28 protein-coding genes are annotated in these 25,419 nt (G+C 63.2%); 10 read left to right on the top strand and 18 right to left on the bottom strand.

The genetic code is table 11. From position 1 onward, the window contains the following. Positions 1 to 21 precede the first annotated feature (21 nt). Genes ACQZ5H_RS01950 through ACQZ5H_RS01960 form a run of 3 tightly spaced genes read left to right on the top strand, consistent with a single transcriptional unit; the run spans position 22 to position 2,796 of the window. Positions 22 to 996 carry a FecCD family ABC transporter permease gene (locus tag ACQZ5H_RS01950; protein ID WP_449096590.1) on the top strand — a complete coding sequence of 325 codons (975 nt, stop codon included), beginning with the start codon at positions 22 to 24 and terminating at the stop codon, positions 994 to 996. After that, a complete protein-coding gene (locus tag ACQZ5H_RS01955; RefSeq protein ID WP_449096591.1) occupies positions 993 to 1,994 on the top strand; it encodes a FecCD family ABC transporter permease in 1,002 nt (333 codons plus the stop codon). Before ACQZ5H_RS01950 ends, ACQZ5H_RS01955 begins: the two co-directional genes overlap by 4 nt. After that, positions 1,987 to 2,796 (top strand): ABC transporter ATP-binding protein, encoded by an 810-nt coding sequence (locus ACQZ5H_RS01960; protein ID WP_449096592.1) that lies wholly within the window; start codon positions 1,987 to 1,989, stop codon positions 2,794 to 2,796. The genes ACQZ5H_RS01955 and ACQZ5H_RS01960 overlap by 8 nt, the downstream gene beginning before the upstream one ends. Here ACQZ5H_RS01960 and mgtE read toward each other — a convergent pair. Then, complete coding sequence (gene mgtE, locus ACQZ5H_RS01965) at positions 2,777 to 4,150, bottom strand: magnesium transporter (RefSeq protein ID WP_449096593.1); 1,374 nt, start codon at positions 4,148 to 4,150, stop codon at positions 2,777 to 2,779. The two genes, ACQZ5H_RS01960 and mgtE, sit on opposite strands and share 20 nt — an antisense overlap. Positions 4,151 to 4,445: 295 nt before the next feature. Further along, positions 4,446 to 5,459 carry a zinc-binding alcohol dehydrogenase family protein gene (locus tag ACQZ5H_RS01970; RefSeq protein ID WP_449096594.1) on the bottom strand — a complete coding sequence of 338 codons (1,014 nt, stop codon included), beginning with the start codon at positions 5,457 to 5,459 and terminating at the stop codon, positions 4,446 to 4,448. Positions 5,460 to 5,562: 103 nt separating this feature from the next. On the opposite strand from ACQZ5H_RS01970, the gene ACQZ5H_RS01975 reads away from it, so the two are divergent. Then, complete coding sequence (locus ACQZ5H_RS01975) at positions 5,563 to 5,958, top strand: winged helix-turn-helix transcriptional regulator (protein WP_449096595.1); 396 nt, start codon at positions 5,563 to 5,565, stop codon at positions 5,956 to 5,958. Here ACQZ5H_RS01975 and ACQZ5H_RS01980 read toward each other — a convergent pair. Then, the gene (locus ACQZ5H_RS01980) at positions 5,926 to 7,143 is read right to left on the bottom strand and encodes an MFS transporter (protein ID WP_199626681.1); all 1,218 of its coding nucleotides are present in this window, start codon (positions 7,141 to 7,143) and stop codon (positions 5,926 to 5,928) included. The genes ACQZ5H_RS01975 and ACQZ5H_RS01980 overlap by 33 nt on opposite strands. Before the next feature lie 303 nt (positions 7,144 to 7,446). Between ACQZ5H_RS01980 and ACQZ5H_RS01985 the strand changes: the two genes are divergently transcribed. Continuing rightward, the gene (locus ACQZ5H_RS01985; protein ID WP_449096596.1) at positions 7,447 to 8,391 is read left to right on the top strand and encodes a diacylglycerol/lipid kinase family protein; all 945 of its coding nucleotides are present in this window, start codon (positions 7,447 to 7,449) and stop codon (positions 8,389 to 8,391) included. On the opposite strand, the gene ACQZ5H_RS01990 is transcribed toward ACQZ5H_RS01985, so the two are convergent. Beyond that, complete coding sequence (locus ACQZ5H_RS01990; protein ID WP_449096597.1) at positions 8,388 to 9,740, bottom strand: glutamine synthetase family protein; 1,353 nt, start codon at positions 9,738 to 9,740, stop codon at positions 8,388 to 8,390. The two genes, ACQZ5H_RS01985 and ACQZ5H_RS01990, sit on opposite strands and share 4 nt — an antisense overlap. Before the next feature lie 83 nt (positions 9,741 to 9,823). Here ACQZ5H_RS01990 and ACQZ5H_RS01995 point away from each other — a divergent pair, with 83 nt between their 5' ends. Then, the gene (locus ACQZ5H_RS01995; RefSeq protein ID WP_449096598.1) at positions 9,824 to 11,191 is read left to right on the top strand and encodes an aspartate aminotransferase family protein; all 1,368 of its coding nucleotides are present in this window, start codon (positions 9,824 to 9,826) and stop codon (positions 11,189 to 11,191) included. Here ACQZ5H_RS01995 and ACQZ5H_RS02000 read toward each other — a convergent pair. The 3 genes from ACQZ5H_RS02000 to ACQZ5H_RS02010 are packed head-to-tail and all read right to left on the bottom strand — an operon-like array spanning position 11,188 to position 15,209. Beyond that, complete coding sequence (locus ACQZ5H_RS02000) at positions 11,188 to 12,699, bottom strand: glycosyltransferase family 39 protein (RefSeq protein WP_449096599.1); 1,512 nt, start codon at positions 12,697 to 12,699, stop codon at positions 11,188 to 11,190. The two genes, ACQZ5H_RS01995 and ACQZ5H_RS02000, sit on opposite strands and share 4 nt — an antisense overlap. Before the next feature lies 1 nt (position 12,700). Next, positions 12,701 to 14,221 carry an ArnT family glycosyltransferase gene (locus ACQZ5H_RS02005; RefSeq protein ID WP_449096600.1) on the bottom strand — a complete coding sequence of 507 codons (1,521 nt, stop codon included), beginning with the start codon at positions 14,219 to 14,221 and terminating at the stop codon, positions 12,701 to 12,703. Further along, entirely contained in the window at positions 14,205 to 15,209 is a 1,005-nt protein-coding gene (locus ACQZ5H_RS02010; RefSeq protein WP_203429221.1) for a glycosyltransferase family 2 protein, read from the bottom strand. Before ACQZ5H_RS02010 ends, ACQZ5H_RS02005 begins: the two co-directional genes overlap by 17 nt. An 83-nt stretch (positions 15,210 to 15,292) precedes the next feature. Here ACQZ5H_RS02010 and ACQZ5H_RS02015 point away from each other — a divergent pair, with 83 nt between their 5' ends. Then, positions 15,293 to 16,255 (top strand): lysylphosphatidylglycerol synthase domain-containing protein, encoded by a 963-nt coding sequence (locus ACQZ5H_RS02015; RefSeq protein ID WP_449097011.1) that lies wholly within the window; start codon positions 15,293 to 15,295, stop codon positions 16,253 to 16,255. Here ACQZ5H_RS02015 and ACQZ5H_RS02020 read toward each other — a convergent pair. Genes ACQZ5H_RS02020 through ACQZ5H_RS02035 form a run of 4 tightly spaced genes read right to left on the bottom strand, consistent with a single transcriptional unit; the run spans position 16,223 to position 18,559 of the window. Then, a complete protein-coding gene (locus ACQZ5H_RS02020; protein ID WP_449096601.1) occupies positions 16,223 to 17,461 on the bottom strand; it encodes an RNA polymerase sigma factor in 1,239 nt (412 codons plus the stop codon). The two genes, ACQZ5H_RS02015 and ACQZ5H_RS02020, sit on opposite strands and share 33 nt — an antisense overlap. 3 nt (positions 17,462 to 17,464) lie before the next feature. Then, entirely contained in the window at positions 17,465 to 17,824 is a 360-nt protein-coding gene (locus tag ACQZ5H_RS02025) for a YciI family protein (protein ID WP_449096602.1), read from the bottom strand. 4 nt (positions 17,825 to 17,828) lie between these two features. Then, on the bottom strand, positions 17,829 to 18,188 hold the full coding sequence (locus tag ACQZ5H_RS02030) for a YciI family protein (RefSeq protein WP_449096603.1): 360 nt from the start codon (positions 18,186 to 18,188) through the stop codon (positions 17,829 to 17,831). Continuing rightward, entirely contained in the window at positions 18,185 to 18,559 is a 375-nt protein-coding gene (locus ACQZ5H_RS02035) for a YciI family protein (RefSeq protein ID WP_449096604.1), read from the bottom strand. The genes ACQZ5H_RS02030 and ACQZ5H_RS02035 overlap by 4 nt, the downstream gene beginning before the upstream one ends. A 110-nt stretch (positions 18,560 to 18,669) precedes the next feature. On the opposite strand from ACQZ5H_RS02035, the gene ACQZ5H_RS02040 reads away from it, so the two are divergent. Beyond that, positions 18,670 to 18,930, top strand: a complete 261-nt coding sequence (locus tag ACQZ5H_RS02040; protein ID WP_449096605.1) for a hypothetical protein — start codon at positions 18,670 to 18,672, stop codon at positions 18,928 to 18,930. A gap of 2 nt (positions 18,931 to 18,932) precedes the next feature. Here ACQZ5H_RS02040 and ACQZ5H_RS02045 read toward each other — a convergent pair whose 3' ends face one another. The 3 genes from ACQZ5H_RS02045 to ACQZ5H_RS02055 form a co-directional block, all read right to left on the bottom strand. Next, positions 18,933 to 20,435: an AMP nucleosidase gene (locus ACQZ5H_RS02045; RefSeq protein WP_112719612.1), complete on the bottom strand. Its 1,503-nt coding sequence runs from the start codon at positions 20,433 to 20,435 to the stop codon at positions 18,933 to 18,935. A gap of 62 nt (positions 20,436 to 20,497) precedes the next feature. Next, positions 20,498 to 20,677, bottom strand: coding sequence for a hypothetical protein (locus ACQZ5H_RS02050; protein ID WP_112719611.1), 180 nt, complete (start codon positions 20,675 to 20,677; stop codon positions 20,498 to 20,500). Between the two features lie 373 nt (positions 20,678 to 21,050). Next, positions 21,051 to 21,389, bottom strand: coding sequence for a DUF2147 domain-containing protein (locus ACQZ5H_RS02055; protein WP_112719610.1), 339 nt, complete (start codon positions 21,387 to 21,389; stop codon positions 21,051 to 21,053). Between the two features lie 440 nt (positions 21,390 to 21,829). Between ACQZ5H_RS02055 and ACQZ5H_RS02060 the strand changes: the two genes are divergently transcribed. Beyond that, positions 21,830 to 22,096 (top strand): sel1 repeat family protein, encoded by a 267-nt coding sequence (locus ACQZ5H_RS02060; protein ID WP_112719609.1) that lies wholly within the window; start codon positions 21,830 to 21,832, stop codon positions 22,094 to 22,096. Between the two features lie 129 nt (positions 22,097 to 22,225). Here ACQZ5H_RS02060 and ACQZ5H_RS02065 read toward each other — a convergent pair whose 3' ends face one another. The 3 genes from ACQZ5H_RS02065 to ACQZ5H_RS02075 form a co-directional block, all read right to left on the bottom strand. Beyond that, positions 22,226 to 23,335 (bottom strand): pyridoxal phosphate-dependent aminotransferase, encoded by a 1,110-nt coding sequence (locus tag ACQZ5H_RS02065; protein ID WP_449096606.1) that lies wholly within the window; start codon positions 23,333 to 23,335, stop codon positions 22,226 to 22,228. Positions 23,336 to 23,424: 89 nt separating this feature from the next. Beyond that, positions 23,425 to 23,832 (bottom strand): PilZ domain-containing protein, encoded by a 408-nt coding sequence (locus tag ACQZ5H_RS02070; RefSeq protein ID WP_112719607.1) that lies wholly within the window; start codon positions 23,830 to 23,832, stop codon positions 23,425 to 23,427. A gap of 154 nt (positions 23,833 to 23,986) precedes the next feature. Then, positions 23,987 to 24,388: a DUF2177 family protein gene (locus tag ACQZ5H_RS02075; protein WP_449096607.1), complete on the bottom strand. Its 402-nt coding sequence runs from the start codon at positions 24,386 to 24,388 to the stop codon at positions 23,987 to 23,989. A 162-nt stretch (positions 24,389 to 24,550) separates the two neighbouring features. Between ACQZ5H_RS02075 and ACQZ5H_RS02080 the strand changes: the two genes are divergently transcribed. Then, entirely contained in the window at positions 24,551 to 24,997 is a 447-nt protein-coding gene (locus ACQZ5H_RS02080) for a baeRF12 domain-containing protein (RefSeq protein WP_203429214.1), read from the top strand. A 65-nt stretch (positions 24,998 to 25,062) separates the two neighbouring features. On the opposite strand, the gene ACQZ5H_RS02085 is transcribed toward ACQZ5H_RS02080, so the two are convergent. Continuing rightward, on the bottom strand, positions 25,063 to 25,395 hold the full coding sequence (locus tag ACQZ5H_RS02085; RefSeq protein WP_112719681.1) for a hypothetical protein: 333 nt from the start codon (positions 25,393 to 25,395) through the stop codon (positions 25,063 to 25,065). Positions 25,396 to 25,419 lie beyond the last annotated feature (24 nt).

Raw genomic sequence — 25,419 nt, forward strand, 5'->3', positions numbered from 1 at the left:
CGAAGCGTTGAGGAGCGGCGGATGCAGCCGCTCGCGCTCGGCTGCCTGCTGCTTGCCGCGCTCGCGGTGGTCATCGTTGCCGCCGTCTCCTTCGGCGTTTCGGAGCTCCCGGTTCTCCGCGCTCTCTCGCTTTTCGTCTCACCCGATGGCTCGCCCGATAGCGCGCTCGTTTGGGATGTGCGCCTGCCGCGGGCGCTGCTCGCCGTCATGGTCGGCGCCAATCTGGCGGTCGCCGGCGTCCTGATCCAGACGCTGACGCGCAATCCGCTCGCCTCGCCGCAGACCTTCGGCATCAATGCCGGCGCCTCGCTGGTCATCGTCCTTTGCCTCATCGCGCTGCCGGAGCTGAAAGGCGCGGGCACCGTCTGGCCCGCTTTTGCCGGTGCGGCAGCCGTCGGCCTCGCCATGTGGGCGCTGGCGGTCTCGGGCGCCATGAACGACATGAAGCTGGCGCTCGCCGGCATTTCGATCCAGCTTGTGCTCGCCGCGCTCGTCCAGGCGATCCTGATCGCCAACAATGCGGCGCAGGATATCGTCTATTGGCTCGCCGGATCGATCAACGGCGCGCAATGGGACAAGGTCTGGATCGTCCTGCCATTCTCGATCCTCGGTGGCGGCACCGCGCTGCTGGCCGGCCGGCATTTCGGCGTGCTGGCGCTCGATGACACGACCGGCGTATCGCTCGGCCAGAATGCGCGCCGCGTCGGCGGGCTGGCTGCGGCGCTGATCGTCGTGCTCGCCGGTTCCGCCGTTGCCGTCAGCGGGCCGATCGGTTTCATCGGCCTGCTTGTTCCCCATATCATCCGCAGGCTCGTTGGCGGCGACCAGTTCACCGTCATCGCGCTCAGCGCCATTGCCGGTCCGCTCTTGCTGAACGCCGCCGATCTTGCAGGCCGCATCGCTGCCTTCCCCTCGGAAATGCCCGTCGGCATCGTCACCGCACTGGTCGGCGCTCCGGCCTTCCTGCTGATCCTCTGGAGGCAGCGGGTCCGATGAGTGCGCTTGCCGCAAGAAATACCCGGGCACTGACGGTCTGCCTCACCATCACCGTCCTGATCGCCGTTCTCGCCATCCTCGGCATGACCGTGGGCGCCGTGACGCTCAGCATCGCCCAGGTGCTCGATGGCATCGGCGGCGGCAAGAATGCCTTCATCGTCATGCAATACCGGGCGCCGCGGGTTGCCGTTTCCATCCTCGCAGGCGCATCCTTCGGTCTCGCGGGCGTCTTCCTGCAGGGCGCTCTGCGCAATCCGCTGGCCTCGCCCGATGTCGTCGGCATCACCAAATGCGCCGGTCTCGGCGCTTTCCTGGCGGGCATGCTGACGCCGCCGGCCTGGGCGATCTGGTCGATCCCGTCGGGTGTGGTTCTCGGTGCCGTCATCGGCGCCGGGCTGCTGCTCGTCATCGGCCGCGCCTTCGGCGGCGGCATTGCGGCGCTCGCACTTGTCGGCGTTGCGCTCGGCATGCTGGCTCAGGCGCTGATGCAATATGTCATGGTGATCTTCCCGACCCGTGCCGACCAATCGATGGTCTGGCTGGCGGGCAGCGTCTATGGCAGTTCCGCCGCTGATGTGCTGATCCTCAGTCTGTGGCTTATCGCCTGCCTGCCGCTGATCCTGATCGCCGCCTCCAGGCTCGATGCCGGGGGCTTCGGCGACGATACGCTGATCAGCCTCGGCATGTCGCCGGGCGTCTTGCGCGGCGGCCTGATCGTTGTCTCCGTCCTGCTCTGCGCCGGTGCTGTCGCCAGCGTCGGCAGCATGGGCTTTCTCGGTCTGCTGGCGCCGCATGCGGCACGGCTGATGGTCGGCCCGCGCGCCCGCCATCTCGTTCCCGCCAGCGCGCTGATGGGGGCGCTCGCACTCTCCGCTGCCGATCTGGCGGGGCGGCTGGTGGCGCTGCCGAACGAGATTCCGGCCGGGATCGTCGCCGCCGTCATCGGCGGTCCCTATCTGATTTTCCTGCTCATCAAGGAGACCGGCCGCCATGAGTAACGCCGCGCAATCCCGCCTTGCCGGAGAAAAGCTGACACTCGGCTACGCGGCCATCCGCGTGCTCGACAATGTCGATGTCTCGATCCCCGACGGTAAGATCACCGCCCTGATCGGCGCAAACGGCAGCGGCAAGTCCACACTGCTGAAGGCCCTCGGCCGCATCATCGAACCCGCTTCGGGAACGGTCTATCTCGATGGCAAGGAAATCTCGGCGATGCAGGGCAGGGCGATCGCCCAGGCTCTTGCGCTTCTGCCGCAGAGCCCCGTCTCGCCCGATGGATTGACGGTGCGCCAGCTCTGCCGCTTCGGCCGCCATCCGCACAAGGGGCTGCTGTCGCGCACCTCCGCGCATGACGAGGAGATCGTCGATGGCGCGCTTGCCGCCACCGGCCTTTCCGATCTCGCCTCGCGCCCGCTTGACCGCCTTTCCGGCGGTCAGCGCCAGCGCGCCTGGATCGCCATGGCGCTGGCGCAGGAAACGCCGATCCTGCTGCTTGACGAGCCGACCACCTATCTCGACATCGCCCATCAGCTGGAAGTCCTGGAACTGTTGCGCGACCTGAACCGCAATCGCGGCCGCACCGTCGTCATGGTCGTCCACGACCTGAACCATGCGGCACAATATGCCGATCACATCATCGCCGTTGCCGATGGCGGCATCCACGCAGCAGGAAGCCCCGGCGCGCTGTTGACGCCGGAGCTGATAAAGGCGGTGTTCGGAGTGGATGCGGCGGTCGTGCCGCACCCTGTCGACGGCACGCCGCTCTGCCTGCCGATCGCTTCTAGAGAAGCGTCCCGGTGAGGATCATCAGGGCGACCGAGAAGTAGATCACCAGTCCGGTCACGTCGACCAGCGTTGCGACGAACGGAGCCGATGCCGTTGCCGGATCGAGCTTCAGCCGCTGCAGCACGAAGGGCAGCATCGAGCCAGATACGGAACCGAAGGTGACGATGCCGATCAGCGCTGCAAATACCGTGATCCCGACCAGAACCCAGTGCGGGCCATAGTCGTAAAGCCCGGCGCTCTGCCAGAAGAACACGCGCAGCATACCGACGAGGCCGAGGATGGCGCCGAGCACGACGCCGGTCGGCAGTTCGCGGATCAGCACCCTCCACCAGTCGGAAAGCTTCAGCTCGCCGACGGCCAGCGCCCGGATGATCAGCGATGTCGCCTGCGAGCCGGAATTGCCGCCGGAGCTCATGATCAGCGGGATGAACAGCGTCAGCACGACGGCCTTCTCGAGCTCTCCCTCGAAATGCTGCATGGCGCTTGCCGTCAGCATCTCGCCGAGGAAGAGGGCACAGAGCCAGCCGGCGCGCTTGCGGATCATACCGCCGAAGCTGATCTTCATGTAGGGCTTGCCGAGGGCCTCCATACCGCCGAAGCGCTGGGCGCCGTCGGTGGTATCGGCGATCATCGTGTCGATCACGTCATCGACGGTGACGATGCCGAGGATCAGGCCGTGATCGTCGACGACGGGCAGCGCCAGCAGGTCGTGCTTGCGGATCAGCCGTGCGACGTCTTCCTGCTTCATCAGCGGATCGGCGGCAACCGGCGTACCCTTCTGGGCGACGGTCAGGATCGAGGCGTCGGGTTCGCCGGTGATCAGGCGGCGCAGCGTCACGACATGCCGCAGCGCGCCGGAATTCTCATCCAGCACATAGATCGCATAGACCGTCTCGCGCGAGCGCTCGACATGGCGCACATGAGCGAGTGTCTGCTCAACCGTCCAGTTGCCGGGCACGCTGACGAACTCGGTCGTCATGATGCTGCCTGCGGTGCGGGCCGGATAGCCCATCAGGTGCTGGATGGCGACGCGGACCGGCTCTTCCAGGCTGTTGAACAGCCGGGTGCGGGTGTCGGTGTCGAGCTCGAGCAGAACGTCGGCGACACGGTCGTTCGACATGCCGTGCAGCAGGCGTGCGGCATCGGCGCGGTCCATCAGCGCCAGCACTGCGGAGGCGTTGCGCAGTTCCGGCCGGTCGAGAATGTTGACTGCGTACTCCTGCGGCATGCGCGACAGGATGCGTGAAACCTCGGCCGGGGCGAGTGCATTCAGCGACTCGACGCGCTCGGCGATGGTCGCAACTTTATTGTTGGTCATGAAAGCGCGCGCGGCATTGCCGGCCCGCAGGGGGAAGCGATTGATATTCATTAGCTCGCCTTTCCGTCGATCCGCCGTAGCGTCCGATCGGGCGAGCCCGGAGCATCCAGGTCAGCGCGAAAGGGCCGCGTACGGCAAAGGCAATCGACTGCTACTGTCGCTTGGCATCGTGATGATGGCTCCGTTGATATTCGCGTCCGGCGCAGCGCCGTCCGCGTCAGGAACAGGTGGTCCTGAACGCTAAAAAAGTCAACTGGGATATGTGCTTAATGGCAGAATGCCGCACCATCCGGCGCGGCATTCTTTGCGATTATGATTTACCGGATATTTCCGGACGAAAAGCCGATCAGAAACCTGCCAGGACGACCTTGCCCTTGGTCTTTCCGGTCTCGATCATCGCATGCGCCTTTTTCAGGTTCGCCGCGTTGATCGTGCCGACTGTGTCGGTCAGCGTCGTGCGGATCTTGCCGGCATCGACGAGTTCGGAAATCCTGTTGAGAAGCTTGTGCTGCTCGATCATGTCAGGCGTGCCGAAGATCGGCCGGGTGAACATCAGTTCCCAATGCACCGAGATCGCCTTGCGCTTGAAGGGCATGATGTCGAGCACTTTGGGATCGTCGATCAGCGCGAACCGGCCCTGCGGCGCGATCACCTCGACGATTTCGGCAAGATGCTGGTCGGTATTGGTGGTCGAGAAGACGAAGCCCGGCGCGCCGATGCCAAGGGCGGCCACCTGCGCGGCGATCGGCTTCGAATGGTCGATCACATGATGGGCGCCGAGTTCCTTCACCCACTCCTGCGTTTCCGGACGCGAGGCGGTGGCGATGATGGTCAGATCGGTGAGCGCGCGGGCGATCTGGATGGTGATCGAGCCGACGCCGCCGGCGCCGCCGATGACCAGCAGGGAGGGGGCGGCACCCGGCACGGCATCCTGTACCTTCAGCCGGTCGAACAGCGCTTCGTAAGCGGTGATCGAGGTCAGCGGCAGGGCGGCGGCCGCGGCAAAATCGAGCGTTTTAGGCTTGCGGCCGACGATGCGCTCATCGACGAGATGGAATTCGGCATTGGAGCCGGGGCGGGTGATCGAACCGGCATAGAAGACCTCGTCGCCCGGCTGGAACAGCGTCACATCGGGGCCGACCGCCTTGACGATACCCGCCGCATCCCAGCCGATGACCTTCAGCTCGCCGGAGGGCGGCGCGACATTGGCGCGGATCTTGACGTCGACAGGGTTGACGGAGACGGCCTTGATCTCGACCAGCAGGTCATGCCCCGTGGCCTCGGGAACGGGCAGCTCGACATCGACGAGCGAGGTTTCTGCCGCGATCGGCTGTGGGGTCTTGTAGGCGACGGCGCGCATGGGAAACTCCTGTGTTTGTTGCACAGTGGCTAGATGCGTCTTATGCTCTGTTAACGCAAGAATGCACAAATTCTGTACGTAGTACCCAAAAGGATACCGTCAAATGTCTCTGCCCCGCGCCAAGCTGACGAAGAACTTCCCCGGCTGCCCGGTGGAGGCGACGCTGAGCTTTCTCGATGGCAAGTGGAAAGGCGTGATCCTGTTCCATCTGATGGATGGCACGCTGCGCTTCAACGAGCTGCGCCGCAAGCTTCCGGCGGTGACGCAGCGCATGCTGACCAAGCAGCTGCGCGAGCTTGAGGATTGCGGCCTGATCTCGCGAAAGGTCTATCCGGTCGTGCCGCCGCGCGTCGAATATAAGATGACGCCGCTCGGTGAGACGCTGAAGCCGGTCATCCGGGCGCTGGCTGCCTGGGGCGACGAACATGTGTTCTGCCGCCCCGATGGCATGGAATTGCGCGAAGCTTCAGGCGCTCCGGCTGCGGCGCTCCAGGCGTAGCGACGCCGCGAAGACGAAGATACCGAGGAACGACAGGAAAGCGCCGACATAACCGGTCGAGGCGTAGCCGTAGCCCCAGGCGATGACGAGGCCGCCGAGCCAGGCGCCGAGCGCGTTGGCGATATTGAAGGCCGAGTGATTGGAAGCGGCCGCCAGCGTCTGCGCATCGGCGGCGACATCCATCAGGCGGGTCTGCAGGGCAGGGCCTGCCGCAAAGCCGCAGCCCGTCAGGAACACGCAGGCGGCGAGCATGACCGGATTGGCGGCCGTCAGCGAGAAGCAGCTGAGCACGACGATGTTGAAGATCAGCGATCCGCCGATCGTGCCCATCAGCGACTTGTCGGCGAGCCAGGAGCCGAGCACGTTGCCGACATTCATGCCGATGCCGAACAGCACCATCATCACCGCCACCATGCTGGCCGGCAGCATCGCCACCTTCATCGTCGTATCGGCGATATAGCTGAACATGGCGAACATGCCGCCGTAGCCGACCGCGGCGATGGCAAGCGTCAGCAGCACCTGCGGGCGCTTGAAGGCGCCGAGTTCGCGCATGAAGCTTGCACCTTCCTCCACCTGATCGCGCGGCACGTAGGTCCAGATCAGCGCCACGGTCACGAGGCCGATGACGCCGACGGTGGTGAAGGCGATGCGCCAGTCGAGCGACTGGCCGAAGAATGTGGCAAGCGGGGTGCCGAGCAGCGTGGCGATCGTCAGGCCGAGCATGACGCGGCCGACGGCGCGCGCCCGCTTGTGAACCGGCACCATCGACGCGGCAACGATCGCCGCCACGCCGAAATACGCACCATGCGGCAGGCCGGTGATGAAGCGCAGCAGCGTGAAGCTCTCGAAGGTCGGCGCCATGGCGCTCAGGATATTGCCGATGGCGAAGATGCCCATCAGCAGCAGAAGCAGTGAGCGCCGCGCCATCTTCGCCGCAAGCACGGCAATCACCGGCGCGCCGATGACGACGCCGAGCGCATAGGCGCTGATCACATAACCCGCCTGCGGGGTGGTCACCGAGAAGGTGCCTGCCACATTCGGCAGCAGGCCCATGATCGCGAATTCACCCGTGCCGATGCCGAAGCCGCCGCAGGCAAGCGCCAGCTGCACCAGCGCCACCGCCATCGGCGAAGGCGCCTCCGCAACCGGTGCATCGAGGGAATCGTCTACGGCGATCTGGCTCACGGGAGCTCCTTGGGCATGTATCAAAAAGCGGTTCACCGGAAGCGTTCGGCTCCAGTGTCGGCCTGTCTATGGCGGGAAGGGAGGTACGTGCCTCCATTTTGCATTCTATCCCTGATTGGCGGCAGAGCGTCGAGTGCATTTTTTGCAGTGCAGCGTCCTGTTATCGGCATACGTCCATTGCATTATTAGCATTTGCCAAGGCTTGCGGCCGCACTGCGCAAAATAGCTGCGCGCTTGAAATCGCCCATCGCAAAACCATCTCTAGCTGTGATTTGCAATTCGCCGTGGGGGCATGGACACCGCATGAAGCTTGTCGGTTTTTTTAACAAGGATGGCGGCACGTTCCGCACCACGGATATGGAAGCCTATGAGCGGCAGGCCGAGGCAACATTCCGCGAGGCTGGCCACGATTTCGAAGCCATCGTCTTTCCCGGCAAGGAGATCGTTCCGGCCATGGAACGCGCCGCCCGCCGCGACGATATCGACGGCATCGTTGCCGGTGGCGGCGACGGCACGATTTCGGCGGCTGCCTCGATCGCCTGGAAGAACGGCGTGGCGCTCGGCGTCATTCCTGCCGGCACGATGAACCTTTTCGCCCGCTCGCTGAAAGTGCCGCTCGATATCTGGCAGGCGCTGGATACGCTGGCCTTCGGCGAGGTCGATCATGTCGATATCGCCAGCGCCAACGGCCGCCCCTTCATCCACCAGTTCTCCGCTGGCCTTCACGCCCGCATGGTGCGCTACCGCAATTCCTACAGCTTCCGCTCCCGCCTCGGAAAGATGCGCGCCAGCACCCGCGCCGCCTTCGGCGTGGTGATGAACCCGCCGGAATTCGAGGTCGAGTTCGAGGCGCTGGGCGTCAGCGAACGCCGCCGTGTCTCGGCAGTTTCGGTCTCCAACAATCCCTTCGGCGAAAACGCGCTGCTCTATGCCGACAATCTGCGCAGCGGCGAGCTCGGCTTCTATACTGCGAAACCGCTGCGGCCGATGGGCGTCGCGAGGCTCGCCTTCGATATGCTGCGCGGCAAGGTCCGCGACAACGCTGATGTCATGGTCATGCATCCCGCCGAAGTGCATCTGCATTTCCCGAAGATGCGCGCCAAGTCCAATTGCGTCATGGATGGCGAATTGCTGCCGCTGGAGCGCGACATCCGCCTGCAGCTCCACCCGGAAGAACTCAAGGTTCTCGTCCGGCAGGGGCTCGCCGCGCAGAACGACGAGACGGAACGCCGGGAGCCTGCCGCCTAGATCCGCGGCAGATAGGTGCGGTAATCGAAATCCGATACCGTACGCAAATAGGCCAGCGCTTCCTTGTATTTCGTATCGCCGTAGAGCTTCTGATAGCGCTCGCCGAACACATCCTTGACAAAAGGCGATGCCCGGAAGGCATCCACCGCCGTCAGGAAGTCATGCGTCAGCCGCTCGGTATTCTCAGGCACATGCGAGGGCGTCGTCTCTTCGCCCGGATCAAGCTCGCCGTCGAGACCGAGCAGCATGCCGCCGAGGATCGCCGCAAGCAGCAGATAGGGATTGGCGTCGGCGCCGGCGACGCGATGCTCGATGCGGGCTGCCGGGCCGTTCATGTCCGGGATGCGAATCGCCGTGCCGCGATGGCCATAGCCCCAGGTGAGATCAACAGGCGCAAACGAGCCCGGCTGGAAGCGCCGGTAGGAATTGGCGAAGGGCGCAAAGACCAGCTGCGCCTCGCGCATCGATTTCAGCATGCCCGCGGTGACTGACTTCAGCAACTTCGGCTCGCCGCCCTTGGCGTCCAGAATGTTGCGGCCATCCTTGTCGATGATGCTGGCGTGAACATGCAGGCCGGAACCGGCATGGTCGGAATAGGGCTTGGCCATGCAGGTGGATTTCAGGCCTTGCCGCTTCGCCGCCTGCTCGGCCACGCGCTTCAGATAGATGCAGTCGTCTGCGGCCGCCAGCGCATCCGGCCGGTGCAGCAGGTTGATCTCGAACTGGCCCGGGCCGAATTCCGCCGTCGTCGCGTCGGCAGGCAGTTCCATCGCGCTCGCATAGCCGCGCACGGTCCTGAGATAGTCGTCGAGCGCATCCGTTGCGCTCATGTCGTAGAGCTGGTAGCCGTTCGGCTCGCCGCGATAGGTCAGCTTCTTCGGCGGGGAGGGGCGGCCGGTCTCAAGCCAGTCCTGTTCCACCACGTAGAATTCCAGCTCGGTGGCGACGACGGGCGTCAATCCGCGCTCGTCATAGCGCTTCAGCACCGAAGCGAGGATGGCGCGCGGATCCATGAAGCTCGGGCTGCCGTCGAATTCATGCATCGTCGCCAGCACCTGCATCGAGCCCTCGGGCGCCCAGGGCAGCGGCGCCAGACTGCGCTGGTCGGGGATGCAAAGGCCGTCGGGATCGCCGATCGTCAGCGACAGGCCGGTAATGTCGTCATTGTCGTCGCCCCAGATATCCAGCGACTGCGTCGAGGAGGGCAGGCGCACCTCGCCAGCCCAGACCTTCTTCTGTGCATCGAGCGGAATGCGCTTGCCGCGCAGGTCGCCGTTCATGCCGACAAGCATGATTTCGATCCAGGGCTCGTCAGTTGCAGCTTTGCCGTGCATCTTGTCAGCCGTCATGATCTTGAAAATCCCCTCTGAGCAGGCCAAGGTCGTAACCCATTGGGAAGATCCTTTCAATCTCTGCAGGTGTTTCGCAAATCATGTCCGATACTTACCAGCGCTCAAATCTCGCCGCCCTCGACGCCGCCCATCATCTTCACCCCTTCTCGGACATGAAAAAGCTCAACGCCGACGGTACGCGCATCATCGAGCGCGGCGAAGGTGTCCATATCTGGGATAATCAAGGCAAGAAATATCTGGATGGTTTCGCCGGCCTCTGGTGCGTCAATGTCGGCTACGGCCGCAAGGAAATCACCGATGCGGTCGCCCGGCAGATGAACGAGCTGCCCTACTACAACACCTTCTTCGGCACCACGAGCACGCCGACGACGCTGCTCGCCGAAAAGGTCACCGCCCATGCCGGAGAGCGCTTCAACCACGTCTTTTTCACCGGCTCCGGCTCGGAGGCCAACGACACCTGGTTCCGCATGGCCCGTGTCTACTGGAGTGCCATCGGCCAGCCGTCCAAGAAGATCGTCATCGCCCGCAAGAATGGTTACCACGGCTCGACGGTCGCCGGCGCCAGCCTCGGCGGCATGAAATACATGCACGAGCAGGGCGACCTGCCGATCCCGGGTATCGTCCATATCGGCCAGCCCTATTGGTACGGCGAAGGCGGCGATCTCTCGCCGGCCGAATTCGGCCTCAAGGTGGCGCGCGAGCTGGAAGCGAAGATCGACGAGCTCGGCGAGGAGAATGTCGCAGCCTTCGTTGCCGAACCGATCCAGGGGGCGGCCGGCGTCACCGTGCCCCCGGAAACCTACTGGCCGGAGATCGCCCGCATCTGCAAGGCGCGCAACATTCTGCTGGTCACCGACGAAGTGATCTGCGGTTTCGGCCGCCTCGGCGAATGGTTCGGCCATCAATATTACGGCGTCGAGCCCGACCTCTGCCCGATCGCCAAGGGCCTCTCCTCAGGCTACCTGCCGATCGGCGGCGTGCTGGTGTCCGACCGCGTCGCCAAGGTGCTGATCAACGATGTCGGCGACTTCAACCACGGCTTCACCTATTCCGGCCACCCCGTCTGCGCCGCCGCCGCGCTCGAAAACCTGCGCATCATCGAAGACGAGAAACTGGTCGAGCGCGTCCGCGACGATATCGGCCCCTATTTCGCGAAAGCCTGGGGCGCACTCGCCGATCACGACCTCGTCGGCGAAGCCGCAAGCGTCGGCCTGATGGCGGCCCTGCAGCTCACCGCCGACAAGAAGACCCGCACCCGCTTCGAAAAGCCCGACGCCATCGGCTCGCTGGTGCGCAACCACGCGCTTGCCAACGGCCTGGTACTGCGCGCCACCGCCGACCGCATGCTCGCCTCGCCGCCGCTGATCATCAGCCATGCGGAGGTCGACGAGATGGCGCGGATCACCAAGATCGCGCTGGATGCGGCCTGGAAGGAATTGCGGGGTTAGGGGGCAGGCGGCGCGATCAACGCATAGCCGAACCGGTAGGTCTCGCCCTTGTGGGCATAGAAATAGGGAACGTCGATGGTCGAGATCTCAGGGATGGCACCCGCGAGATCCGGCCTCTGTTTCAGCCATTCCGTGGCCTTCGCCGACAGCCCGCTTTCACCCGCCGTGCCCATTGACCAGACGATCAGCAACGGATGTTCCTTCGATATCGCAATATCCGGCTTGAAGCCCGGATAATCGAGCGACACGACGGTAACGGGGTAGAGATCCTTGCGGAGGTTGCCCGCAAGGAGGCTTCCTTCCGCGACGATTGCTGAGGGATCAGCCTTCTGCCGCAGCGCTTCGGCAGCGCGCAGGAACGGCGTGTTCAGCCGCTCGTAATCACCGTTGAGGCTCGCCATCGCGACCCGGCCGAAGAGGATCGACGGGACGGCGATCATGATGATCGCGACGATCGGCATGAAGCGGCGCAACGCCTGGCCAGCGTCGATCTTCGATGCCTCGATCTTCAGCGCCAGATAGAGCGGCATCACGAAGAACAGCGGTACAAGCCACCGGTCCTTAACCTGCGAGGCGCCGCCGAAGAAGACCAGAATGAGAATGCCGAGCATCGAAAAGAGCATCATGCGTCCGAACAGCCGCGTCCATTCCGAGCTCCCCGAAAAGGCGGAGAGCAACGGCTTGCGGAAGACGATCGCGAAGACCAGCACGGTGACGGCGCAGAAGCCGATGACTGCCAACAGCAGCGAGCCGGTGCCGGTCAGAACCTGCAGAATGTAGCTCGCATGGTCGTTATCCGTCAGCTTCTCCAGGGTGCGAGCCGTGGCGAAGCCGAGATTGTCCTTGAGCCAGAACAGGTGCGGCGTGGCAATCGCAATGGTGACGAGTGCCGTCAGTCCAATGCGCCAGTCGAACACGCGCTTGCGCATCTGCTGATCGAAGAGAACGGCAAGCAGGGCGGAAATCGGCAGAAGCGCAAAATTGTACTTCGAGAGGAAGCCGAGGCCGATGCCGACACCGGTAATAAGATAGGCCAGCGTATCGCCCTTGTGCAGCGCGCGGATGAAGCCGTAGAGGAAGAGGCATCCGGAAAAGAACACGGCGACCGTATGTGTCAGGTCGCGCTGCATCTCGAACGCCACCTGCGGCAAGGTAATAAGCCCGAGCGTCGCCATAACCGCGAGGGCATCGTTCCGCAGCAATCGGCGCGCCGTCAGGCCATAAAGCAGATAGGAAATGAAGAGCAGCGTATTCTTCGCCGCCGCAAGCGCCAGCACGGAGACGCCGCTGAACGAGAAGATGGCATATTGCAGCCAGTTGTAGAACGGCGGCTGCGGCCCGTATCCAGCGGCCAACCATTGTGACCGAAAGGACTGCTCCGCTTCGTCGAGGCCGAGCGTTGGCGGCATGGCGATGCGGACGATAACCTGCAGCACGAAATAGAAAGCCAGCAAGCCGAAGACCCAGCCGATCCCGCTTTTGCCGGCCTTGTTATCAGTGCTTTCCATTTTATTTGCGCCCAACCCAAGCGTAACCAAAGGCGAAAGTGTCGCCGCTCTTGCCGAAATAATAGGGAAGCGCGAGCGTGCCGATGCCCGTCACCTCGCCATTGTTATCCGTGATCCAGGTCGAAAACTCTGGCGGCATCGGCGCCTCTTTGCCCTCAGGTCCGCGCCAGATGAAGAGCAGCGGACCCTTCGTCAGCAGATCGTTCGGCAGGCCGGGATCAGGGAAGCCGGGCATCATGATCGGCGTGTCGGGAAAGACGAGCCTGAGGTTCCCGCCGACGTGGCGGTCGCCTGCGATGATCAGCCCCGGGCGCGGCTGGCCCTCGAGCACGCGGCCAAGACCGGCAAAGGGAATGTTCAGTTTGGTGTAGGAGCCTATATGCTCCCCGGCCACCACACGCACCGTGAGAATAGCGACCACGACCGCCATCAGGATCGGGACGGCGCGCAGGAAGCGGCGCAGCGGCAGGCCGAAATCGGCGCCGGATACTTCCAGCTTGCGGAAAATGTAAAGCGGCAGGATGAGCAGGAACGGGTCGAGCCAGCGTTCGCGGATGTGCGTCGTGCCGGTCACCAGGATCACGCCTACGATTGCGATCAGGCTGATGGCGATCATCCGCTCCATCAGCCGCGTCCAGCGGTCTCCGGCTTTGAGGGCGCGGATGAGGTCACGCCGGAAGGATGCGGCGAAAATCACGATGGTGAGCGCTGAAAACGCGATGAGCGCGACGACGAACGAAAGCAGCCCTTCGCCGGCCGGGAAGATGTCGGTTGCCTCACGGCTATCGACCATCTTGCTGAGCGTCCCCGCCGTTGCCTGGTCGACATTGCCGTAGAGCCACAGCAGATGCGGCATGGCAATCGCGAGCGAGACTGCAAGCGCCGGCAAGATCCGCCAGTCGAAGAGGCGCTGACGCCACTCGCGGTCGGGAATTGCGGCGGCGATCGCGATCAGCGGCATGAGCGCGAAATTGTATTTCGAGATCACGGCAATGCCGGTGGCGATGCCGAGCAGCATATAGCTGCCGAAACTCGGCCTTTCGAGCGTCCGGAAGAAGCCGAACAGGAAAAGCGAGGTAGCGCAGAGCAGGGCAACCGTATGCGTCAGGTCCTGCTGCGGCATGTAGGAGACCTGCGGCAGCGTCAGGAGCGCCAGCATCGAGGCCGCCTGCACGGAGCGGTCCTTCAGGACCTCGCGTCCTGCCAGCCCGTAGAAGACGTAGCAGAGAAACAGCAGGATGTTCTTGGGCACGGTCAGCGCCCAGATCGACGGTCCGACGACCGCGACGATCGCATATTGCAGCCAGTTGTAGAACGGCGCCTGCGGTCCGTACCCGGCGAGCAGATATTGCGAGTAGAAGATCTGCTCTGCCTCGTCGAGCTCCAGCGAATGCGGGAGCGCGACGCGAAGGGCAATGTTCAGCAGAAAGTAGGCGGCAAGCAGAATGAGTGCGTTGCCGATCGATCTGCCGAACGATTGGACCGGGTGGATACCCGGCTGAGCCTTAACTCTGGCTTCCATCGAAGATCTGCCGGACGATGTAGTTCGGCGAGGCGTCGTCGCGGTAGTAGGTGCGGGCGATCATTTCGGCGAGGATGCCGGTGGTGATCAGCTGCACCGAGGACAGCAGGAAGACGACGCCGACCATCAGCATCGGGCGGGTGCCGATGTCATTGCCGAGAATGAACTTGTCGAAGAACAAATAAAGCAGGATCAGCGCCGCGATCGCCCCGAAGCCGAGACCGAGCGAACCGAAGAAGTGGCCCGGGCGCGCCTTGTAGCGCATGAAGAACATCACCGACAGCAGGTCGAGGATCACACGGAAGGTGCGCGAAATGCCGTATTTCGACACACCGTGCTGACGCGCGTGATGCGTCACCGGCACTTCGCCGATGCGCGAGCTCGGCACGACGCCGGCGACCCATGCCGGGATGAAGCGGTGCATTTCGCCCATCAGCTTCACCTGCTTGATGATCGAGGCACGGTAGATTTTCAGGCTGCAGCCGTAATCGTGCAGCTTCACGCCGGTGATGCGGCCGATCAGATAATTGGCGCACCACGAGGGGATCTTGCGCAGCAGCAGGCCATCCTGGCGGTTCTTGCGCCAGCCGACCAGCAGGTCGAGTTCGCGGCGCTCGAGTTCGGAGACCATCGAAGGAATGTCCTTCGGATCGTTCTGCAGGTCGCCGTCCATGGTGGCGATCAGGCGGCCGCGGGCCGTGTCGATACCGGCCTGCATGGCGGCCGTCTGGCCGAAATTGCGCTGCAGCTCGACGATGCGCAGCGTGAGGCCGGCGCGGCCGGCATATTTCTTGGCGTTGACGAGCGTCGCATCGGTGCTGCCGTCATCGACCAGGATCAGCTCCCAGCTGCTCGGATACTGAGCCATTGCCTCGCAAATCCGCTCGACGAGCGGGCCGACGCTTTCTTCTTCGTTGAAGATCGGAACCACGAGCGAAAGCTCAAGCGGCGTTCCGGCATCATTTGCGCTCGAAAGCGACTCTGACATTGTCTGCAACTCTTATTGCTCCTAAAAGGCCGTTCATGGCCAAGCAGGCGGCCGTCGCCGCCCAAAGTCAGGATGCCTACTACATGAACTCTCCGGTTGGCGCTAGCCGACAATCCTGGTTCGCACGCAATCGCATGACGTTGCTCACCGTTGTGATCGTCGCAGCCTATGCACTCTTCATCGAATGGTTTTGGGGCTGGTCCTCCATCCTGGCGCAATGGGCAGCCGTCGGCGTCCTGCCGATCGTCATCGCGCTCGTTCTCCTGACCAGCACCTATTTCCTGCGCACCTGGCGCATCCTGGATTACTTCCCGCGCGAGACATCCGGCCAGTTCCGCACGCTCTTCCGCGTTACCCAGATCCATAACCTGCTCAACATCATGCTGCCCTTCCGCAGCGGCGAGACCAGCTTTCCGCTGCTGATGCGTACCGAGTTCGGCATTCCCCTGGCGCGCGGCACTTCGGCACTTCTCGTCATGCGCCTGCTCGATCTTCATGCATTGCTTGCGGCAGCCGGAATCGGTTTGGCAAGCGAAGCGGGTAACGGCTTGATTGCATGGATCATCTGGGCCGCTTTCCTGGTGCTTCCCGTTGCAGCCTTCATCGTCCGCAAGCCGCTGCTGCGCTTTGGATTCAAGCTGGCGCCGAAGAAGGCGCAGGGCTTTCTGGCCGAGATCGAGAACGGCCTGCCGGTCGATGGCATCGCCTTTGCGCGTGCATGGGCGATGACGGCGGTGAACTGGCTGGTGAAGGTTCTGGTCCTTGCCTGGGCTCTCGGCCTGATGGGCGTGCTTCCGCTGGCCGCGAGCTTCGGCGGCGCGCTTGGCGGCGAGCTCTCATCCGTTCTGCCGGTGCATGCACCGGGCGGCGTCGGCACCTATCCGGCGGGCATCACCGCCGGCGCGGTCGCCTTCGGCGCATTGGGCGGTAAGGAAGCGCTGGCGGCACTGGCGCAGGCGAGCATCAATGCGCATCTGCTGATCATCGTCTCGGCGCTGACAGGGACGGCGATCTCACTGCCTTTCGGCCGCCGCCGTCAGCTCTGAAATCCGCTTCCTCAGGAAGTTTCGCTCCGGCTCCTGCTGGCAGAGCGACAGCGCACGCTCATAGGCCTCGATTGCCTCCGCGATCCGCCCGAGGCGGCGCAGGAAATCGGCGCGCGCCGAATGCGCCAGATGATAGCGCTCGAGATCGCCGGATTGCAGGATGCCGTCGATGATCGCCAGACCCTGTTCGAAACCCTCGGACATGGCGATCGCCACCGCCCGGTTCAGCGCCACGATGGGCGAGGGCTGGGCCGCCGCAAGCAGATCATAATAGCGGGCAATCTGCCGCCAGTTCGTGGCTTCGGGTGTTGCCGCTTTCGAGTGCTCGGCGGCGATCGCCGCCTGCACCGTATAGAGCCCGACCTCTTCGCCAGCCATCGCGCTTTGCAGTAACTGCAGCCCCTCGACGATCTTGCTGCGATCCCATGCGGAGCGGTCCTGCTCGTCGAGCAGCACCAGACGGCCGTCATCGCTCGAGCGCGCCAGCCACCGCGAATCCTGCAGCAGCATCAGCGACAACAGACCGTCGATATCCCTATGCGGCAGCAGCTCGCCGACCAGCCGCGCCAGCCGGATCGCTTCGCCGGTCAAGCCGCTGCGCACGACGGCGCTGCCTGACGAGGCCGAATAGCCCTCGTTGAAGACCAGGTAGATAACGTGCAGCACCCGGTCGAGCCGCTCCGGTAGCTCCGGTTTCTCCGGTACCTCGTAGGGGATCTCCGCCGTACGGATCCGGTTCTTCGCCCGCACGATGCGCTGCGCTACCGTCGGCGCCGGAACGAGGAAGGCATGCGCGATCTCTTCGGTCGTCAGCCCGCAGACTTCGCGCAGCGCCATCGCCACCTGCGCTTCGGCGGGAATGACGGGATGGCAGCAGGTGAAGATCAGCCGCAGCATGTCGTCGGCAATCGCGTCCATGTCGTCTGCCTCCTCTGTTGCGGGATAAAGGCTGTCCTCGATGTCCTGCACGGACGCATCGAAGCGCGCCCGGCGGCGGATATGGTCGATCGCCCGGAAGCGCCCGGCCGAAACCAGCCAGGACACCGGATTGCCGGGAATGCCGTCGCGTGGCCAGGTTCGTGCCGCCTCGGCAAAAGCGTCGTGCAGCGCTTCCTCCGCCCGGTCGAAATCGCCGAGCAGACGGATCAGCGTCGCCAGAACCCGGCGCGACTGCGAGCGGTAGATTTCCTCGATGACCCGGTCCAAGCGCTACTCCGGCAATGTCAGAAGCCGCACCGGCCGGAGCTCGACCGCTCCGAAGCGCGCCGACGGGATCCGCGCGGCGATCTCTTTTGCCGCCGCATCATCTGCGGCTTCGATGACGTAGAAGCCGGCGAGATGTTCCTTGGTCTCAGCGTAGGGGCCGTCGGTCGCCTGCAGCTGGTTGTCGCGCACCCGCAGCACCGTCGCCGTCTCCGGCGGCTGCAGCGCATCGGCATGGATCATCGTCCCGTCGGCACGTAGCTCCTCGTCGAAACGGAAATGCGCGGCGACCAGCTGATGCCCTTCGGCCCGTGTCAGCGTTCCGTCGCGGTCGGCGGAATTGTAGATGAGGCAGAGATAGCGCATCGGCTCACACCCCATCTTCGATCGAATAGGCAGGGCGCACCTCGATCGAGGCATATTCGACGATCGGGAAGGCCGAGGCGATCTCGGTCGCTTGGCTGATGTCCCGGGCCTCGATCAGCACGAAGCCGCCGAGATGTTCCTTGATTTCCGCAAACGGCCCGTCCGTAGCCTTGAGTTTTCCGTTCGTCACGCGAACGGTCACCGCGCTCTCCGGCTCGCGCAGCGCCAGCGCCGTCAGCAGATGGCCGCTGTCGCGCCAGTGGTTGTCGCTGAGGATGCATTGCTCCGTCAGCCTGTCCCATTCGGCCTGGGTCACCTGCTTGCTCTTTTCGGTATCGAACCAGATCTGGCAGAGGAATTTCATCGCGCGGCCTCCTGCAGCTTGCTCTTGAAGTCATGGACCGGGCGGACTTCGATCAAGCCGTATTTCGCCAGCGGAATGCCGGCCGCGACCCGGATCGCATCGTTGAGATCCTTGGCTTCGATCAGGATGAAGCCGCCGAGCTGTTCCTTGGTCTCGGCGAAAGGGCCGTCGGTCATCGCCATCTCGCCGTTGCGCACCTTCACGGTCACCGCCGCGCTCGGCGCCTGCAGCGCCTCGGCATGGATCATATGGCCGCTGACCTCCAGGTCGAGATCGTATCCGGCCGAATCCCGGTCGAGCGTCCTTTTCTCCTCGTCACTCATCCGTTCGAGCGCCGATGGCTCGAACCATACCTGGCATAGATATCGCATTGCGGCTTTCCTCCTGGCTGCCTCTCACAGCCCTTGGACGAAGAGACTAAGCGGAAATCGACAGGCACGGGAAAAATCTTTGTTGGGCTTTCTCTGTCGAAAGCGCCAACGTGCAAACGACCATGATCGTCGAAACCATTGGAGTCACGATCATGGGAATTCTGGAGATTGGAATTGCAAGCTGGGCAGCGCGCAAAAGACAGCCGGTCAGCGCCGACGAATATTATCAGATGCAGGGCTTCGATCTGCGCGGCCTGCTCGTGCGCCTGATGTTTGCTGTCGCGGTCTTCGCGGCCGTCATCTCCGGGCTCGAACTGTCGAGCCCCGCAGACAGCGGTCCGCAGGTGATTGCGGACCGCGATGTCAGGTAGCTCTACTGGAAGGCCGTTTCGAAGAAGCTGCGCAGCTTGCGGGAATGCAGCGCCTCTGGCGGCATGGCGGCCAGCTTCTGGATGGCGCGGATGCCGATCTGCAGATGCTGGTTCACCTGCGTCCGGTAGAAGGCTGTCGCCATGCCCGGCAGCTTCAGTTCGCCATGCAGCGGCTTGTCGGAAACGCAGAGCAGCGTGCCGTACGGAACGCGGAAGCGGAAGCCGTTGGCGGCGATCGTCGCCGATTCCATGTCGAGCGCGATGGCGCGGGCCTGCGACAGGCGCTTCACCGGGCCCGCCTGATCGCGCAGTTCCCAGTTGCGGTTGTCGATCGTGCCGACGGTGCCGGTGCGCATGATGCGCTTCAGCTCGAAGCCTTCGTAGCCGGTGATCTCGGCAACGGCCGCTTCCAGCGCCACCTGCACTTCGGCGAGCGCCGGGATCGGCACCCAGACGGGCAGGTCGTCGTCGAGCACGTGGTCCTCGCGCATATAGGCATGCGCCAGCACATAGTCGCCGAGGCGCTGGCTGTTGCGCAGACCGGCGCAGTGGCCGAGCATCAGCCAGGCATGCGGGCGCAGCACCGCGACGTGGTCGGTGATCGTCTTGGCGTTGGAGGGGCCGACGCCGATATTGATCATGGTGATCCCGGCATGGCCCTTCTTCTTCAGGTGATAGGCCGGCATCTGCGGCAGGCGGCCGGGCGTTGCATCGCCTTCGGGCGTGCTCGAACCGGCATGAGTAATGATGTTGCCGGGCTCGACGAAGGCCGTATAGCCATCGCCGCCATCGGCCATCAGCTTGCGGGCCCAGGTGCAGAACTCGTCGATATAGAACTGGTAGTTCGTAAACAGCACGAAATTCTGGAAATGCTGCGCGCCTGTTGCCGTGTAATGGGCGAGGCGGGCGAGCGAATAGTCGATGCGCTGCGCCGTGAAGGGCGCAAGCGGCGAGGGCTCGCCGGGCGGCGGGATATATTCGCCATTGGCGATCTCGTCGTCGGTCGTGTTCAGATCCGGCGTATCGAAGAGATCGCGCATCGGAATATCCATGAAGGCCGATGCGGAGGCCTCGACATGGGCGCCTTCGCCGAAGGCGAAATGCAGCGGGATCGGCGTCGAGGATTCGGAGACGACGACGGGAACGTTGTGGCTCTTCATCAGAAGCGCCAGCTGCTCTTTCAGGTAATGGCGAAACAGCTTCGGACGCGTCACGGTCGTCGTGTAGACGCCGGGCGAGGTCACATGGCCGTAGGAAAGACGGCTGTCGATATGGCCGAAGCTCGTCGTCTCGATGCTGACCTGCGGATAGAAGGCCCGGTGCCGCGCGGTGATCGGCGCGCCCTTGGCGATCGCCGTGAAGCTATCGATCAGGAAGGCCGTGTTCCGGTCGTAAAGCTCTGTCAGCGCGTCGACGGCCTTTGCCGGGTCGTCGAAGCTTTGCGGTTCAAAGGCTGGCGGAGAGGAAATATCGAGGGGTGCTAATGGAGAGATTCGTTTGCTCATGGCGCATTATAGGTTGCCATATGCAACACGCAAGCGACGGCGGGCGGGCTCGCCCGCGGTACCTACTTGTGCTCGCCCGAGCAGAAGGGGCTGGAGGATTCCAGGCAGGTATAATTGGCGCCGAAATGCGACTGCGCGCCACCGCCGCCGCCATGCACGACCGCCGCCGAAAAGCTGATCGCAAACAGCGCCGCAAACAGCGTGATGATGGTGAAACGTCTTGCCAAAATTTGCACGTCCATATTCCCTAACCCATAAGCCCCTTCATCCTTGCCTCCCTTCTGACACAGGGCGGCTGAACCAGTGCTGAGATGCCGGTTCATATGGCGTTCAGGAATATTGACGGTTTTTTGGGGGGGGAGATGTAAGGGGACGGAGCCAACGCGCTCCCTCATTCCTGTGCTTATCAAAGGAATGAGAGAGGAGACCTGGTGCCCGCGGCCCCCTCATCCGGCCCGTTGGGCCACCTTCTCCCCGCTGGGGAGAAGGGAAAGTCGAGGATGCCGCTCGCGCCAACTTCCCCTCTCCCCCGCGGGGAGAGGGTAGGGTGAGGGGGGCTCCGGCTTCGACGGGCCGTTCTAACTCCTGATCCAGAAGCGACCAGGAGAATAGCCCTTACAGCCGCGTCCAGGTCTGCGACTTGCAGAGAACCTTCAGCACGCAGCCCTTCATCTTCAGCGAGCTGCCGGAAACAGTGCCGGAGCCGCTATAGGTCTTGTCGTTGGCGGGGTCGGTGATTTCGCCGGTATAGGTGCCGCCGGTGCCGGATAGCGTGCCGATCTTCTTGCCGGCGAACTTGCCGGTCTTCAGCGTCACACAGAAGCCGCCGCTGCAGGGTGCGATCTCTGCCGTATCGCCGGCGACCGTCTTCCAGTTGCCGACGATCACCTCGTCGGCATGCGCGAGCCCTGCCGAAAGTGCCACTGCGCCTGCGAGAATAAGTGTGCGGATCATCCATTCCTCCCTGATGTCCAAAACGCCGGCGGAAAATAACTGACGCGAACGTAAAGGTAAATAAGACTGAGCCGCAAAAGCCCGGTTTTCCGGGGTTGCCGGCAGCTAATATTTCCGGTTTCCCGATTTGCCAGCTCGTTTCGTGGTGAACGAAGCGTTGATTTCGAAATCTGAATCTTTCGTAAAATTGTCTTGAAACTCCTTAATTTGCAGGCTTCGCGATGTTTAACAAAAACCCAAGTTTACCAAGCATTTGGACTTTGTTTGTCTCAAATTAATCATGCATTTTAGGCGTTTTTTGAAAGGCCTGGAGCATAGTGGAGCCATCAAACGAGCGGGGCAAACCCGCCGCACCGAAGGGACCGAAAGCTGCGATAGACGGCACGGCCCGGAAGGTAAAACAGGGCAAGTCGACAACAGGCTAAACAGGGATAAAACCGATGGCACGCTTTGAAATGCACAATGCTGAAATGGCCACCATGGGTGGCGACAAGAACGCCGACGTCTTCTGCGAAATGGGTCTGATGTATGCAACCGGCCGCGGCTGCGATGTCGATCTGGTCGCCGCGCACAAGTGGCTGAACATCGCCGCCATCAAGGGCAGCGACCGTGCCGCCGAACTGCGCGCCGATGTCGCCGCTTCGATGAACAAGATGCAGATCGTCGAGGCGCTCCGCGCGGCTCGCGAGTGGATGACCATCCACTAAGCTGCATCGAAAAATCAGACAAGAATAACAACCTCAAAAAGAGGGGGCTGGCGGGGCACTTTGGACGGGGCCGCAGCCAGGAGAACGAAACCGCGACCGGCAGAAACAAGGCCGGCGCGGTTTTTTCGTTTAGAGCGTGCGCAGCACCTGCGGCAGCGATTGCTCGAACAGCGCCATATCGGCTTCCGGCCCGACGCTGACGCGGATGCAGCGGTTGAGCGGCGCCACCCCCGGCATGCGGATGAAGACGCCATGCTGCATCAGCCCGTCGACGATCGCCCGCGCATGGGTGCCGTCGCGCCCGGCATCGATTGCCACGAAATTGGTGGCCGAGGGCAGCGGCGACAGCTGGTTTGCCCGGGCAATGTCCGAGATGCGTTCGCGCGCCGCCTGGATCTTGCCGACGACTTCGGCGAGATAGGCCTGGTCCTTCAGCGCGGCGAGAGCGCCGGCCGTCGCCAGCCGGTTCATGCCGAAATGGTTGCGGATCTTGTCGAAGGCTTGCGCCGTGCCCGGCGTCGAGATCACGTAGCCGACACGGGCGCCGGCCAGACCATAGGCCTTCGAGAAGGTGCGGGTGCGCACGACATTCGGCAGGTCGATCAGCGAAGAAATCGAGGGAAGTGAGCTTGCCGGTCCGGTCTCGCTATAGGCCTCGTCGAGAACCATCAGGCAGGTCTCGGGCAAGGCGCGTGCGAAAGCGACGATCTTGTCGGCATCCCACCAGCTGCCCATCGGATTATCAGGGTTGGCGAAATAGACGAGCGGCGCATTCTCGCGCTTCACCGCGTCGAGCAGCCCGTCGAGATCTTCCCGGTCGTTGACATAGGGAACGGTGACGAGGCGGCCGCCGAAACCGGCGACATGGAAATTGAAGGTCGGATAGCCGCCGAGCGAGGTGACGACGGGCATGCCAGGCTCGATGACGAGGCGGACGATCTGGCCGAGCAGCTCGTCGATGCCGCCGCCGATGGCGATATTCGCCGGGGTGACACCGAGATGGGCGGCCAGTGCCTCGCGCAGCTCGAAATTCTCCGGATCGTTGTATTTCCAGATATCGCCGCCCGCAGCACGCATCGCCTCAAGCACGGAAGGCGCCGGGCCGAAGCCGTTTTCATTGGCGCCGATGCGGGCCGCGACCTTCAGGCCGCGCTGGCGCTCGATGGCCTCTGGGCCGACGAAGGGAACGGTGGAGGGCAGGGCGCTGACCAGCGGCGTGAAGCGCGAAAAGGCGGACATGGAAATGCGGGATCCCGAATAAGACAAAAGCGGCGCCAACAATAAGCGCCGCTCCCTTCATGGCAAGGAAGATTATTCCAGAATCCGGCCTATTGCATCGCCGTGATGCGTCCGCCGCGGCGCGCTTCCATGGCTTCGACATTGCCGGCCATGAAGTCGGCGCGTACCACGCGGCGCAGCACTTCCGGATCGAGAACGTTGATGAAGCGGACGCCGATGCGCTCCTTGTTGCGATAGACCTCGGCGCAGCCGATGCGATAGGCGAGGCCGAGAATGTTGAGGTAATAGTGCTTGGGAAGACCGGCGGTCGACGAGACCAGGAAGGTGGCGCCGCCGCGCGAGATATCGAGGATCTCCGCACTTCTGAGCGACATGCCGGTGAGACAGGGGCGCACGGCGATGATCCGCGCCGGGCGGTTCACCTGAAACTGCTCCCAGCGCTGGTCGTAGACCTCAGATTTCACAGTCGCAAGATGCGTTGCCCGATCCATGGACATCGTGCAGTCCTCCGTCTGGGCCAAGCTCATCCCGGCCCGTTATGGCAGAGCCTCACACGAATGTTTTGCGCATTCGTCAAAGACATCAAGACAATTTTAGTGATTATGAATTTTGTGCTTACGTGGCACAGCCTGTGCCGCGGCGGGATGGCGATCAGCCGAAGGCGCGCGCCGCCGCATAGCCGCCGGCAGCCGTTGCCGCCGTCACGAAGGTGCCCCAGGCCATATCCACGAAGCTCATCGTCACCGGCCAGTTCTTCAGCGTCGAAAGATTGGTGATGTCATAGGTGCCATAGGCGGCCAGTCCCAGAATGGCACCATAGGCAAGCGCGGTGCCGAGCGAGGCGGCATTGACCGCCGGAAGCACGGCGAGCACGACGACGGCGACGGCAAAGAACAGATAGAAGAGCGCGGCAATGCCGAAGGCCGGCTGTGGCAGCATCAGTTCGCCCAGCTGGTCGCGATAGAAGGTGCGGGCGACGAGGCCGAGCCAGATCGCATCGAGCACCAGCAGCGTGGCGAACGAACCGGCATAGGCGACGAGGGCGGTCTTCATGGCGTCTCTCCTTTTGCTGGTCTCTACGCGCGGCTCACAAATTGGATTGCCTGCGTGAATCGATTTATGCGCCCGGCGCGCGAACTCTTTCAATTCCTGCACGTTTTGCCCTAGTCGATGAAGCGCTTTGCCGCTTCAGCAAACAATCAAGAGGAAAGACAAATGGCCGACATCAGAGTGCCTTGGGAATCTTGGGTTGTGGTCTGCGATGGCGCCAAGGCGCTGTTCATGCAGAATGCCGGCGACGCGCAGATCATGAATCTGCAGGTGCAGGAAACCCTGACGCAACCGAGCGCACCGACCCGCGAACTCGGCACCGACAAGCCGGGCCGCTCCTATGCGCCCGACGGACTGAGCGGCAGTGCGATCGAGCAGACCGACTGGCAGGCACAGGCCGAAGCCGAGTTCCTGAAGCAGGTTGCCGCCAAGATGGACGATCTTGTGCACCGGAAGGATGCCCGCCGCATCGTCCTCGTCGCCCCGCCGCGTGCGCTGGGCACGCTGCGCCCGGTCTTGAGCGCCGACGCACAGGCCGCGATCTCCGCCGAGGTCGCCAAGGACTACACCAACCTGCCGGTCGACCAGATCGAGCGGCATCTGGCAGCCTGACCGGATATCTCCAGGCCATGTAATATGCGGGCAGCCGGGGCTGCCCGTATTTCGTTTAGGGGAAGTTAGACGCCGGTCTCGAAGCTCAGGCGCAGGACATGGTGCAGAAATTCCGCGTTGATCAGCATGTTGAAGCTGATCGTCACCAGGTCGCCCTCGCGCTTGACGACGGTCGAGCCGATCTCGTCGTGGATGCCGAGGATTTCTAGGAAGAAGTGGTTGGGCATCTCCACCGAAGGGCTGACTTCCAGCACCGCGCCGCCGAGATTGATCGTGCGGATCAGGCAGCGCACCTGCGTGCCGGTGCTGAGATGGTGGCCGACGAAGATGATCTTGCCGGGCCGGTCCAGAGTGAAGTCTCGGTAGGATTGCTCCTGGTTGCCGTCATTGAGGTGCATCTGAAAGGCCACGTCAGCCTCCGC

This window comes from Rhizobium sp. 21-4511-3d (assembly GCF_053522545.1).